The sequence below is a fragment of the Streptomyces sp. NPDC031479 genome, from assembly GCF_055581065.1.
Map to the genome: position 1 here is coordinate 1 of NZ_JBVIKC010000061.1, position 14,084 is coordinate 14,084.

The 14,084-nt window shown below is 71.1% G+C and carries 6 protein-coding genes, 1 tRNA gene and 1 rRNA gene; 7 read left to right on the top strand and 1 reads right to left on the bottom strand.

Annotation, left to right across the window (positions count from 1 at the left end; genetic code table 11):
- The 3 genes from rrf to ACZ5D2_RS37280 form a co-directional block, all read left to right on the top strand.
- Positions 1-93, top strand: a 5S ribosomal RNA gene (gene rrf, locus ACZ5D2_RS37270); the annotation flags it as partial.
- A gap of 5 nt (positions 94-98) precedes the next feature.
- Positions 99-174 (top strand) — tRNA-Thr (locus tag ACZ5D2_RS37275).
- Positions 175-257: 83 nt separating this feature from the next.
- Positions 258-746 (top strand): isochorismatase family protein, encoded by a 489-nt coding sequence (locus ACZ5D2_RS37280; protein ID WP_371676396.1) that lies wholly within the window; start codon positions 258-260, stop codon positions 744-746.
- 11 nt (positions 747-757) lie between these two features.
- Here ACZ5D2_RS37280 and ACZ5D2_RS37285 read toward each other — a convergent pair whose 3' ends face one another.
- Entirely contained in the window at positions 758-3,319 is a 2,562-nt protein-coding gene (locus tag ACZ5D2_RS37285) for a SpoIIE family protein phosphatase (RefSeq protein ID WP_468935790.1), read from the bottom strand.
- A gap of 191 nt (positions 3,320-3,510) precedes the next feature.
- Here ACZ5D2_RS37285 and ACZ5D2_RS37290 point away from each other — a divergent pair, with 191 nt between their 5' ends.
- The 4 genes from ACZ5D2_RS37290 (at position 3,511) to ACZ5D2_RS37305 (ending at position 14,037) form a co-directional block, all read left to right on the top strand.
- A complete protein-coding gene (locus tag ACZ5D2_RS37290) occupies positions 3,511-9,009 on the top strand; it encodes a HAMP domain-containing protein (RefSeq protein ID WP_371676395.1) in 5,499 nt (1,832 codons plus the stop codon).
- 235 nt (positions 9,010-9,244) lie between these two features.
- Positions 9,245-9,928: a response regulator gene (locus tag ACZ5D2_RS37295; RefSeq protein WP_468935749.1), complete on the top strand. Its 684-nt coding sequence runs from the start codon at positions 9,245-9,247 to the stop codon at positions 9,926-9,928.
- A 187-nt stretch (positions 9,929-10,115) separates the two neighbouring features.
- Positions 10,116-12,929 carry an FtsK/SpoIIIE family DNA translocase gene (locus ACZ5D2_RS37300; protein ID WP_468935752.1) on the top strand — a complete coding sequence of 938 codons (2,814 nt, stop codon included), beginning with the start codon at positions 10,116-10,118 and terminating at the stop codon, positions 12,927-12,929.
- Between the two features lie 208 nt (positions 12,930-13,137).
- Positions 13,138-14,037 carry a helix-turn-helix domain-containing protein gene (locus ACZ5D2_RS37305; RefSeq protein WP_468935755.1) on the top strand — a complete coding sequence of 300 codons (900 nt, stop codon included), beginning with the start codon at positions 13,138-13,140 and terminating at the stop codon, positions 14,035-14,037.
- Positions 14,038-14,084 lie beyond the last annotated feature (47 nt).

Sequence of the window (14,084 nt, forward strand, 5' to 3'; positions counted from 1 at the left end):
ACGCCCGGTTACATTCCGAACCCGGAAGCTAAGCCTTTCAGCGCCGATGGTACTGCAGGGGGGACCCTGTGGGAGAGTAGGACGCCGCCGAACAACCCGCCCTTTTAGCTCAGTCGGTAGAGCGTCTCCATGGTAAGGAGAAGGTCAACGGTTCGATTCCGTTAAAGGGCTCCAATGAAAAAGGCCCCCGCCATCTGGCGGGGGCCTTTTTTGCGTTGTGCCTCCGGCCGGGCCGGCGCCCGGAGAATAATGGCCGCATGACGACCGCCCTGATCCTCGTCGACCTGATGCCGCGCATCGTCGCGCTTCCGTTGGCACCCCACACCGGGACGGAGGTCGAGGAGCGCTGCCGGCGACTGGGTGAGGCGTTCCGGGCCAAGGGGCTGCCGGTGGCCGTGGTGCGGGTGGAGCGGCCGGGCGTCGCGGAGCAGCCTCCGGGGAGCGGGTTCGTGGACGGGCTCCGCCAGCCGGGGGACATGGAGATCGTCAAGCGCACCGTGGGGGCTTTCCACGGGACCGGCCTGGACGAGTGGCTACGGGAGCGGGGCGTGGACACGGTCGTCGTCGCCGGGCTCGTCACCTCCATGGGGGTGGAGTCCACGGCCCGGGCCGCCTCCGACCACGGCTACGACGTCGAGTTCGTCGAGGACGCCATGTCCGGGTTCGCGGTGGACGAGCACGCGTTCGCGGTGGACCGGATCTTCCCCCGGTTCGGGGTCGTCCGGACCACCGCCGACTACGTCTGAGACCGGGACGGTCAGTCGCCCTCGCGCTGGTGGGGGACCCGGAAGGCCAGGATGGCCATGTCGTCCGACGCCGGTTCCGCAGCGAAGCGCTCCACCGCCCGCAGGATGCGGGAGGCCACCGCGCCGGCGGTGAGGCCGGTGCAGGTGGTGAGGACGTCGGCGAGGCCGTCGTCGCCGAGCATGCGGGCGCCCTCGCGGCGCTCCGTCACCCCGTCGGTGACGCAGAGCAGGACGTCGCCCGGGTCGAGGGTCAGGGTCTGTTCGTAGAGGTCGAGGTCCTCGATGACACCGAGGAGCGGCTGCGGTTCGGCGGCCGGGGTGACCTCGCCGTCCGGGCGCAGGCGCAGCGGGAGCGGGTGGCCCGCGCAGACGACCTTCATCAGGGCTCCGCCGTCGGGCCGCGGGTGCAGTTCCCCGTAGAGGAGGGTGAGGAAGCGGCTGCGCGCGCCCTCGTCCAGGATGGCCGCGTTGAGGCGTTCCAGGACCGCCGGGCCGCCCAGGCCCTCGCGGGCGAGCAGGCGCAGGGCGTGGCGGGCCAGGCCGGTGACGGCGGCGGCCTCGGGGCCCGTCCCGCAGACGTCGCCGATGGCGAAGCCGTACACGCCGTCGCGGATCGGGAAGACGTCGTAGAAGTCGCCGCCCACCTCGTTGCCCTCGCCGGCGGCGCGGTAGATGACCTCGACCTCCATGCCGGGGATCGCGGGGGAGCCGGGCGGCAGGAGGCTGCGCTGGAGGGAGCGGCTGATGGCGGTGCGCTCGGAGTAGAGGCGGGCGTTGTCGAGGGCCAGGGCGGCGCGGCGCGAAAGGTCGTCGGCGAGTTCGAGGATCTCCTGGCGGAAGTGCTCCTCGCTGGGCTTGCCGAGGGTGAGCAGGCCGATGACGCGGTTGCGGGCGAGGAGGGGCAGTACCACCGTCTCGCCGCCGACCGCGAGGGCGGCCTCCGCCCAGGGCCGGGCGCCGGCCTCGCGGACCGGGTCGGGCGGGCTGACCCGGGAGAGCAGGGCCTTGAGGCCGTCGATGCGTTCCTCGTCCTCGTGCAGTACGTAGGCGAGGAAGGGGTCGGAGGTCTGGTCGGCGATGGTGTAGACGGCGCACCAGGTGGCCAGGGTGGGGAGGGTCATCTGGGCCATCAGGGCCAGGGTCTGATCCCGGTCGAGGGTGCCGGCGAGCAGGTCGGAGGCCTCGACGAGGAAGGAGAGGGAGCCCCGGCGCAGCCGTTCCAGCTCGCCGAGCCGGGCGGACTCGACGGCGAGGGCGAGGCGGTCGGCGGCGAACTGGAGGCGCAGGGCCTCTTCGTTCGTGTAGCGGCCGGGGTTCTCGGCGGCCACGCCGAGGGAGCCGGTGAGCCGCCCTTCGACCTTGAGGGGGACGGTGACCACGGAGCGCATGCCGGTGGACTCCAGGAGCGGGACGGCTCCGGGCACGGCGGCGAGGTCGTCGTGGACGGCGGGCATCCGGGCCGAGCCGTAGCGGCTGGCGCCGGCCTCGACGGGGACGCGGGCGAAGCGCTGGCGGGTGGAGGGCAGTCCGGTGGTGGCGCGGACTTCCAGTTCCGTCTCGTCGTCGGTGGCCAGGAGGAGGAAGGCGGCGTCGGCGTCGAGCATGTCGCGGGCCCGTTCGACGGTGCGCTGGAGCAGGCCCTCCAGATCGTCGGGGGCGGGGGAGCCGATGAACAGCTCGAAGGGGTCCGCGGGGCGCGGCTCGGTGAGCTGGCCGCTGTCGGAGGCGGGTACCCGGGCGGGGGTCTGGAGCAGGGCGCGCTCGTCGTCGTGGACGAGGAGGCAGACGATGGAGGGTTCGCCGTGGGCGTCGCGGACGCGCAGGTGGGAGGCGTAGACGGGGATGACGCGGCCGTCGGCGCCGCGGATGCCGTAGCTGCCCTCCCAGCGGGACAGGCGCAGGGCCTCGGCGACGCCGGTGCCGGTGCCGGGGGTCTGGGGCCAGGCGGCGAGCTCGGCGAGCGGGCGGCCCAGGGCCTTCTCGGCGGGGTGGCCGAAGATGTGCTCGGCGTCCTCGTTCCAGGCGGACACGGCGTCGGCGGAGTCGATCTGGATCACGGCCACGCGGACCCGGCTGTCGGCCAGGGGCAGCATCTGGTCGGGGACGACGGGGCCCGCGGAGCGGGTACCGACCGGCCGGTCCGGGAGGTCGAGGCGGAACCACACGTGTTTGTGGGTGGTGGTGTATTCGACGCCCCAGCGGGTGGCGAGGGCGGCGCAGAGCATCAGGCCGCGGCCGCTCTCGCGGTCGGGATCGGCGTACGGGCGCCGGTCGGGGGGCTGGAGCGGGAGCTCACGCTCCGGATAGCGGTCGGCGACCTCGACGCGTACGCCGTCCCCGGAACGCAGGCACAGGACCTCGGCCCGGGTGCCGGCGTGGACCACGGCGTTGGTGACGAGCTCGCTGGTCAGCACCACGGCGTCGTCGACGATGTCCGCGAAGCCCCAGCCCTGGAGCGTGTCGCGGACGAACGCGCGGGCGGCGGCGACCGAGCGCCCCTGTGGGTCGAAACTGGCAGCCGCCCGTGCCGTGATCACAAGTCTCCTTCGACGCGGTGGGACATCGGAAGCCAGGTTACTTACCTTCGCGGTCGTGAGGAGGCCGTCGTGGGGGATTCCACCCGCGGGGTGCGGCCGGTGTGCGATGGTGCCGGAGTGTTATGGCCTGGTTGGGCCGGGGTGAAACACTGGGCAGTCTTGGAGTGCCGGTCGTGGGTAGTCGGATGTCCGGTGGAACAGTGGTCGACCCTTTCGGGAGGGACACGGTGGAGTCTGGCGCAGCGGTGCGGCGTACGGGAACGCGCCCGAAGGGCGGACGGTCCCGGCGGGGCGGCACGACGGAAGTCGATACCGCCGCGCTGAACCGGCTGCTCACGGCCCTGGTGTCGATGCGGGACGGGAACTTCCGCAAGCGGCTGACGGTGTCCGGCGAGGGCGAGATGGCGGAGATCGCCGCCGTCTACAACGAGGTCGCCGACCGTAACCTCCACCTGACCGGGGAGTTGTCCCGGGTCCGGCGGATGGTGGGGCGCGAGGGGAAGCTGAGCGAGCGGCTGGAGACGGGTGCCTGCGAGGGCTCCTGGGCGGCCGCGATCGACGCCTCCAACCAGCTCGTGGACGATCTCGCCCGGCCGGTGTCCGAGGTGGGGAGGGTCCTGTCGGCGGTGGCCGAGGGCGACCTGGACCAGCGGATGGACCTGCGGACGCAGACCCCGGAGGGGGTCGGGCATCCGTTGCGCGGGGAGTTCCTCAAGGTCGGCCGGACGGTCAACAACCTGGTCGACCAGCTGTCGGCGTTCACCGACGAGGTGACGCGGGTGGCGCTGGAGGTGGGCACCGAGGGCAAACTCGGCGGTCAGGCCCAGGTGCGCGGAATGTCCGGTTCTTGGAAGGACCTGACCGATTCCGTCAACACGATGGCGTACCGGCTCACCGCCCAGGTGCGTGACATCGCCCTCGTCACGACGGCGGTGGCCAAGGGCGATCTGTCGCGCAAGGTCACGGTGCACGTGGCCGGCGAGATGCTCCAGCTGAAGAACACCGTGAACACCATGGTGGACCAGCTGTCCTCCTTCTCCTCCGAGGTGACGCGCGTCGCCCGCGAGGTGGGTACGGAGGGCGAACTGGGCGGTCAGGCCAAGGTGCCCGGGGTCGCGGGCGTGTGGAAGGACCTGACCGACTCCGTCAACACGATGGCGGGCAACCTGACGGCCCAGGTGCGGGGCATCGCACAGGTGACGACGGCCGTCGCGAACGGCGACCTGTCGCAGAAGGTGCGGGTCAGCGCGCGCGGAGAAGTGGCGCAGCTGGCCGAAACGATCAACCAGATGACCGAAACCCTACGGACCTTCGCGGACGAGGTCACGCGTGTGGCCAGCGAGGTCGGGGCCAAGGGTCTGCTCGGCGGCCAGGCGCAGGTGCCGGGGGCCGCGGGTACGTGGAAGGACCTCACCGACTCGGTGAACACGGTCTTCCGCAACCTCACCACACAGGTGCGCGACATCGCGCAGGTGACGACGGCGGTGGCCAACGGCGACCTGTCGCAGAAGGTCACCGTCGATGTGGCCGGCGAGATGCTGGAGCTGAAGAACACCGTCAACACGATGGTGGACCAGCTCCAGTCCTTCGGTGCCGAAGTGACCCGGGTGGCCCGTGAGGTGGGCGTCGAGGGCGAGCTCGGCGGCCAGGCGCAGGTGCCGGGGGCCGCGGGTACGTGGAAGGACCTCACCGACTCGGTGAACACCGCCTTCCGCAACCTGACCGGCCAGGTCCGCAACATCGCGCAGGTGACGACGGCGGTGGCCAACGGCGACCTGTCGCAGAAGGTCACCGTCGACGTCTCCGGCGAGATGCTCCAGCTGAAGAACACCGTCAACACGATGGTGGACCAGCTGTCCTCCTTCGCCGACCAGGTCACGCGGATGGCCCGGGACGTGGGTACGGAGGGCCGGCTCGGCGGGCAGGCGCGGGTCGAGGGGGTGTCCGGCACCTGGAAGGAGCTGACCGACTCGGTCAACTTCATGGCCGGGAACCTGACGTCCCAGGTGCGTCAGATCGCCCAGGTCACGACGGCGGTGGCGCGCGGTGACCTGTCGCAGAAGATCGACGTGGACGCCCGGGGCGAGATCCTGGAGCTGAAGAACACCATCAACACGATGGTCGACCAGCTCTCCGCCTTCGCGGAGCAGGTGACCCGGGTGGCCCGGGACGTGGGTACGGAGGGCCGGCTCGGCGGCCAGGCGCAGGTCCCGGGCGTGGCCGGGGTCTGGCGCGATCTGACGGACTCGGTGAACGGCATGGCCGGGAACCTGACCTCGCAGGTGCGCAACATCGCGCAGGTCGCCACGGCGGTGGCGCGCGGTGACCTGTCGCAGAAGATCGACGTGGACGCCCGGGGCGAGATCCTGGAGCTGAAGAACACCCTCAACACGATGGTCGACCAGCTCTCCAACTTCGCGGAGCAGGTGACCCGGGTGGCGCGTGAGGTGGGCACCGAGGGCATCCTGGGCGGTCAGGCCGAGGTCAAGGGGGTCTCGGGAACCTGGAAGGACCTGACCCAGTCCGTCAACTTCATGGCGAACAACCTGACCTCGCAGGTGCGCAACATCGCCGAGGTGACCACGGCGGTCGCCATGGGCGACCTGTCGAAGAAGATCACGGTCGACGCCAAGGGCGAGATCCTCGAACTGGTCACCACCGTGAACACGATGGTGGACCAGCTGTCCTCCTTCGCGGAGCAGGTGACCCGGGTGGCCCGTGAGGTGGGCACCGAGGGCATCCTCGGCGGTCAGGCGCGGGTGCGCGGGGTCACGGGCATCTGGAAGGACCTCAGCGACAACGTCAACACGATGGCCGGCAACCTCACCGCCCAGGTGCGCGGGATCGCACAGGTCTCGGCGGCGGTGGCGAACGGCGATCTGACGAAGAAGGTCACCGTCGAGGCGCGCGGCGAGGTCGCGCAGCTCGCCGACACGGTGAACACGATGGTCAAGACCCTGTCGTCCTTCGCGGACGAGGTCACGCGCGTGGCCCGCGAGGTGGGTACGGAGGGCCGCCTGGGCGGTCAGGCGCACGTCCCCGGGGTCTCCGGCACGTGGAAGGACCTCACCGACTCGGTGAACTTCATGGCCTCCAACCTGACCGGCCAGGTCCGGCAGATCGCCATGGTCACGACGGCCATCGCCAAGGGCGACATGACCAAGAAGATCGACATCGACGCGCGCGGCGAGATCCTGGAGCTCAAGACGACCATCAACACGATGGTCGACCAGCTGTCCTCCTTCGCCGACCAGGTGACCCGGGTGGCGCGCGAGGTGGGCACCGAGGGCATCCTCGGCGGCCAGGCCCGCGTCCGTGACGTGGACGGCACCTGGCGGGACCTCACCGAGTCCGTGAACGAGATGGCCGGGAACCTCACCCGGCAGGTGCGCGCCATCGCGGCCGTGGCCACCGCGGTGACCCGCGGCGACCTGAGTCTGAAGGTCGACGTGGACGCGGCGGGCGAGATCCAGGTCCTCCAGGACAACATCAACACGATGATCGTGAACCTGCGCGACACCACCCTGGCCAACAAGGAGCAGGACTGGCTCAAGGGCAACCTCGCCCGGATCTCCGCGCTGATGCAGGGGCGGCGGGAGCTGGACGACGTGGCCTCGCTGATCATGAGCGAACTGACCCCGGTGGTCTCCGCGCAGCACGGCGCGTTCTTCCTGGCGCTGCCCACCGGCGGGAGCACCGAGATCGGGACGGACGGGCCCGGGGAGGGCTCGTACGAACTGCGGATGCGCGGGAGTTACGCGTACGCGGGCGGTCAGATGCCCATCTCCTTCCGGCCCGGCGAGGGGCTGATCGGCACGGTCGCCGAGGAGAAGCGGACGATCCTGGTCGAGAACACCCCGCCCGGCTACCTGAAGATCTCCTCGGGGCTCGGGGAGGCCCCGCCCGCGCACGTGATCGTGCTGCCGGTGCTCTTCGAGGGGAAGGTGCTCGGCGTGATCGAGCTGGCGTCCTTCACGCCGTTCACGCAGATCCAGAAGGACTTCCTCAGCCAGATCGCCGAGATGATCGGTACGAGCGTCAACACCATCTCCGTCAACTCCAAGACGGAGATGCTCCTCAAGCAGTCGCAGGAGATGACCGAGCAACTGCGCGAGCGCTCGGACGAGCTGGAGAACCGCCAGAAGGCGTTGCAGGCGGCCAACGCGGAGCTGGAGGAGAAGGCCGAGCTGCTGGCCCAGCAGAACCGGGACATCGAGGTGAAGAACACCGAGATCGAGGAGGCCCGGCAGGTCCTGGAGGAGCGCGCCGAGCAGCTCGCGGTCTCCATGCGGTACAAGAGCGAGTTCCTGGCGAACATGTCGCACGAGCTGCGGACCCCGCTCAACTCGCTGCTGATCCTGGCCAAGCTGCTCGCCGACAACGCCGACGGGAACCTGTCGCCGAAGCAGGTGGAGTTCGCCGAGACCATCCACGGCGCGGGCTCGGACCTGCTCCAGCTGATCAACGACATCCTCGACCTGTCGAAGGTCGAGGCGGGCAAGATGGACGTCTCGCCGACCCGGATCGCGCTGGTGCAGCTCGTCGACTACGTCGAGGCCACCTTCCGGCCGCTGACGGCGGAGAAGGGGCTCGACTTCTCGGTGCGGGTCTCCCCGGAGCTGCCCGCCACCCTGCACACCGACGAGCAGCGACTGCTCCAGGTGCTGCGCAACCTCCTGTCGAACGCGGTGAAGTTCACCGACAACGGGGCGGTGGAGCTGGTGATCCGGCCCGCGGGCGGCGATGTGCCGGCGGCGATCCGGGAGCAGCTGCTGGAGGCCGGCTCGCTGCGCGAGGCGGACGCCGACCTGATCGCCTTCTCGGTGACCGACACCGGGATCGGGATCGCGGCGAGCAAGATGCTGGTGATCTTCGAGGCGTTCAAGCAGGCCGACGGGACCACGAGCAGGAAGTACGGCGGCACGGGCCTCGGCCTGTCGATCAGCCGGGAGATCGCCCGGCTGCTGGGCGGGGAGATCCACGCGGCCAGCGAGCCGGGCCGCGGATCCACGTTCACGCTGTACCTGCCGCTGCACCCGAGCGAACTGCCGCCGCAGGGGTACGCGCCGCCCACGCCCGGCGGAGCCCGCGGGGAGTACCGCAGGGCGGCCGACGAGGCGCGTCCCGCGCCCCGGCCGACCCCGCCGGTGCCCGCACCCCTCGCGCAGGCGCCGGTGCGCCAGGCGCTCCCGGCGGCCGAACCCGCCGGGCAGGGCTCGTCGGCGCTCTTCCGGCGGCGCCGCAAGCAGCTGACCGAGGCGATGCCGCGCACCGAGGTGCCGGGGCAGCCGTACGGGGAGGGCTGGGAGAGCGAGGAGCCGTCCGCGGCGCCGCCGCGGACGTACGACTTCCACGGGGAGCGGGTGCTCATCGTCGACGACGACGTGCGCAACGTCTTCGCCCTGACGAGCGTGCTGGAGCAGCACGGGCTCGCGGTGCTCTACGCAGAGAACGGGCGGGAGGGCATCGAGGTCCTGGAGCAGCACGACGACGTGTCGCTGGTCCTGATGGACATCATGATGCCGGAGATGGACGGGTACGCGACGACGTCCGCGATCCGGCGCATGCCGCAGTTCGCGGGCCTGCCGATCATCGCGCTCACGGCGAAGGCGATGAAGGGGGACCGGGAGAAGGCCATCGACTCCGGGGCTTCCGACTACGTCACCAAGCCGGTCGAACCCGATTACCTCCTGTCGGTGATGGAGCAGCACATGCGCGGAGACTGATCGGCGGGCGGGCGGTGACCGGAGGGCACGGGGGGAACCTTCTGCCCTCCCCTCACGTTTCCGCTTCGTGCACAGTGACATCTTGGTGACAGGGTGTGGCGATCTCGGGACTGGGGCTACGATGACCGGCACAAGGACGGACGGCGCAAGGATGCCGTCCTCTGGGGCGGGGCCCGGCGCGCATGCCGGAGCCAGGAGCCGGGGAGGCCCCATGCCGGGGCGAGGAGGACAGGGCATGGTGCAGAAGGCCAAGATCCTCCTGGTCGACGACAGGCCGGAGAATCTGCTGGCGCTGGAGGCCATCCTCTCCGCGCTCGATCAGACACTGGTCCGGGCGTCGTCGGGGGAGGAAGCGCTCAAAGCGCTGCTGACGGACGATTTCGCGGTCATCCTGCTGGATGTCCAGATGCCGGGCATGGACGGATTCGAAACGGCCGCGCACATCAAGCGGCGCGAGCGGACCCGGGACATCCCGATCATCTTCCTCACCGCGATCAATCACGGTCCGCACCACACCTTCCGCGGTTACGCGGCGGGCGCGGTGGACTACATCTCGAAGCCGTTCGACCCGTGGGTGCTGCGCGCCAAGGTCTCGGTCTTCGTCGAGCTCTACACCAAGAACTGCCAACTGCGGGAGCAGGCCGCCCTGCTGCGCCTGCAGCTGGAGGGCGGCGGCTCCCACAACGGCGACGGCAGCAAGGAGACCGCCGGGCTGCTGGCCGAGCTCTCCGCGCGGCTCGCCGCGGTCGAGGAGCAGGCCGAGGCCCTGACCAAGCAGCTCGGCGAGGACGAGGCCGATGCCGGGGTCGTGGCGACCGCCGCGCACCTGGAGCGCAAGCTGACCGGGCTGCGCCGGGCCCTGGACGCCCTGGAGCCGGGCGCCGGCGGCGGGGCGCCGATGCTGCCCGCCCAGGGCTGACGGACGGCGGGACGCTCGGGGTCGTGCCGCCGACGGGCCCAAGGTCCGGAAGCGGTGCTTCCGTAATGGTGCCTGGCCGGGTGTCAGGTGTGCCGGTGCGTCAAAGCGCCTACCGACGGGGCGACACGAACGGGTGAAGGGGTGGGCACGCGTGTCCACCGGCGTGCGCACCGGTAATCTCGGGCCCATGGCCTCAAGTACGTCCGGCAAGGGTTCCCAGAGCACCGCGGGCACCGCGAAGGGCCGCACCGGCCGTACGACGGCGCCGGCGAAGAAGGCGGCTCCCGCCCGCAAGCCTCCGGCGAAGAAGGCCGCGGCGGCCAAGCGGCCCCCGGTCAAGAAGGCCGCCGCCAAACCGGCGGCGTCCCCCACGGGGGGCGTGCTGCGGCTGGTGCGCGCCTGCTGGCTCGGTCTCGCGCACGCCATCGGCGCGGTCCTGCGCGGGCTCGGCCGCGGCGCGAAGAACCTCGACCCCGCGCACCGCAAGGACGGGGTCGCGCTGCTGTTGCTGGCCCTGGCCCTGATCGTCGCCGCCGGGACCTGGTCGAACCTGAGCGGGCCCGTCGGGGACCTGGTCACGATGCTGGTCACCGGCGCCTTCGGGCGCCTCGACCTGCTCGTGCCGATCCTGCTGGGCGTCATGGCGGTGCGGTTCATCCGCCACCCCGAGCAGTCCGACGCCAACGGCCGCATCGGCGTGGGCCTGACCGCCCTGGTCATCGGTGTCCTCGGACTGGTCCACATCGCCTGCGGGGCGCCGGGCCGCGACGAGGGCACCACCGCGATGCAGAACGCGGGCGGGCTGATCGGCTGGGGTGCCTCCAAGCCGCTGATCTTCACCATGGGCGCGCCGCTGGCCGTGCCGATGCTGGTGCTGCTCACCGTGTTCGGGCTGCTCGTGGTCACCGCGACCCCGGTCAACGCGATCCCGCAGCGGCTGCGCGCGCTCGGGATCCGGCTCGGGATCATCGCGCCCAACGAGTACGACGAGCGGTACGCCGAGCGGGAGGCCGCGGGGCGCCGGGACCGCCACGACGCCGAGCAGTGGCGGGCCCGCACCGGGGCTGCAGCGGGCCCCGACGGACCCGGTGGTCCGGACGATCCCGCCGACGCCGCCGAGGCGGCGGCGCTGGCCCGGCGGCGCAGGCCGCGGCGCACCGCCGCGCGGCCCGGCGGGCGGGAGATGGACGCGGTCGACGTGGCCGCGGCGGCCGCCGCCGCGCTGGACGGGGTGGTCTACGGAGGTCTGCCCCCGTCGCCGCTGGTCGCCGACCTCACCCAGGGGATCTCCGTGGAGCGCGAGGGCGTCGAGGTCACCGCTCCGGTGCCGCCCGCCCGCGAGGAGCGGCCCGCGGCCTCCGCCGCCGCCTCCGCCCCTGTCGTGCCCGTCGTCCCGGCCGGGGCGGACGCGCCGCACGAGCGCACCGCCGCGGCCTCCGGGACCCTGTCGGTGCCCGACCTGACGAAGGCCCCGCCGGAGTCCCAGCCGCTGCCGCCCCGCGCCGAACAGCTCCAGTTGCGCGGGGACATCACGTACGCGCTGCCCTCGCTGGACCTGCTGGAGAAGGGCGGGCCCGGCAAGACCCGCAGCGCCGCCAACGATTCGGTCGTCGCCTCGCTGACGAACGTCTTCACCGAGTTCAAGGTCGACGCGCAGGTCACCGGGTTCACCCGGGGCCCGACGGTCACCCGCTACGAGGTGACGCTCGGCGCCGCCGTGAAGGTCGAGCGGATCACGGCGCTGGCGAAGAACATCGCCTACGCCGTGGCCTCGCCGGACGTGCGGATCATCAGCCCGATCCCCGGCAAGTCGGCGGTCGGCATCGAGATCCCGAACACCGACCGGGAGATGGTCAACCTCGGCGACGTGCTGCGCCTGGCCGACGCCGCCGAGGACGACCACCCGATGCTGGTCGCGCTCGGCAAGGACGTCGAGGGCGGCTACGTCATGGCCAACCTCGCGAAGATGCCGCACGTGCTGGTCGCCGGTGCCACCGGCTCCGGCAAGTCCTCCTGCATCAACTGCCTGATCACCTCGATCATGGTGCGGGCGACGCCGGAGGACGTGCGGATGGTGCTCGTCGACCCCAAGCGCGTCGAGCTCACCGCGTACGAGGGCATCCCGCACCTGATCACGCCGATCATCACCAACCCCAAGCGGGCCGCCGAGGCCCTCCAGTGGGTGGTGCGCGAGATGGACCTGCGCTACGACGACCTGGCGGCCTTCGGCTACCGGCACATCGACGACTTCAACCGGGCGATCCGGGAGGGCAAGATCAAGCTGCCGCCGGGCAGCGAGCGGGAGCTGAGCCCGTACCCGTACCTGCTGGTGATCGTCGACGAGCTCGCCGACCTGATGATGGTGGCCCCGCGCGACGTCGAGGACTCGATCGTGCGCATCACCCAGCTCGCCCGCGCGGCCGGCATCCACCTGGTGCTCGCCACCCAGCGGCCCTCGGTGGACGTGGTCACCGGCCTGATCAAGGCGAACGTGCCCTCGCGGCTCGCGTTCGCCACCTCCTCGCTCGCCGACAGCCGGGTCATCCTGGACCAGCCGGGTGCCGAGAAGCTGATCGGCAAGGGCGACGGCCTGTTCCTGCCGATGGGGGCGAACAAGCCGGTCCGCCTCCAGGGCGCCTTCGTCACCGAGGACGAGATCGCCGGGATCGTGCAGCACTGCAAGGACCAGATGGCGCCCGTCTTCCGGGACGACGTGACCGTGGGGCAGAAGCAGAAGAAGGAGATCGACGAGGAGATCGGCGACGACCTCGACCTGTTGTGCCAGGCGGCGGAGCTGGTGGTCTCCACCCAGTTCGGTTCCACTTCCATGCTCCAGCGCAAACTGCGCGTGGGCTTCGCCAAGGCCGGCCGGCTCATGGACCTCATGGAGTCCCGGGGCGTGGTCGGTGCGAGCGAGGGCTCCAAGGCGCGTGACGTCCTGGTCAAACCCGACGAACTCGACGCGATCCTCGCGGTGATCCGTGGCCAGGACGCCCCCTAGAACGGGGGTCCGTCCGGCTCACCCGACCGTATGGGATCGGCGGGCAACCGTTTCCCCCGGGCGTGCGTCAAGTTGAGGGAGGCAGCGGCGGGTGTTCCCGAAGCCATTCGGATGGCGTAGGGAGTACACCCCTCCGGTTGCCCCACCCTTTCGTCACCCCCCTAGACTGGGAAGCCAGCAGGTGGCTACACGCTCGAAAGGCGCACTCGTGTCCATCGGCAACTCCAACTCCCCCGAAGAAGAGCGTCCTTCGACCGACGGCCGGTCCGAGGACCGCATCGTCGAACCTTCCGTCGAAGGACCGTCCATCGGGACGGCCCTCAAGAAGGCCCGGATCGCCGCCGGGCTGACAGTCGACGAGGTCAGTTCCACCACCCGCGTGCGCATCCCGATCGTGCACGCGATCGAAGAGGACGACTTCACGCGGTGCGGCGGCGACGTCTACGCCCGCGGCCACATCCGTACGCTCGCCCGCGCCGTGCACATCGATCCGGCACCCCTGGTCGAGAGCTACGACGCGGCCCACGGCGGCCGGCCGGCACCCACCCCCGCCGCGCCGATGTTCGAAGCCGAGCGGATCCGCCCCGAACGGCAGCGGCCCAACTGGACCGCCGCCATGGTCGCCGCCATCGTCGCCGTGATCGGCTTCGTCGGCTTCACCGCCTTCAGCGGCGGCGGCGACGGTCAGTCCAAGCGGCCGGTGGCGGAAGGTTCCGCCGCCCCCAAGCCCGCACCCAAGCAGCCCGCGGGCAAGCCGGCCGCCCAGCCCCAGCAGACCCCGTCGGCGCCCAAGCCGGAGCCCTCCGACAGTGCCATCGCCGCGGCCCCCAAGGACCTCGTCACCGTCGTCCTGACGGCCGACACCGGCGAGAGCTGGATCTCCGCGAAGGACCACAGCGGCCGGCTGCTCTTCGACGGAACCCTCGCGCAGGGCGAGTCGAAGACCTTCACGGACAAGGAGTCCGTGGACCTCGTGCTCGGCGACGCAGGGGTCGTCAAGCTGTTCGTGAACGGCAAGGAGATCAAGGAGCGCTTCCAGGCCGGTCAGGTGGAACGTCTCACGTACACCAAGGACGACCCGCGCCAGGGCCAGGCCCAGGCGGGCTGACCAGCACGGAATAGAAAGTTCCAGATCCCCGGGATCCCGCGCGGCAC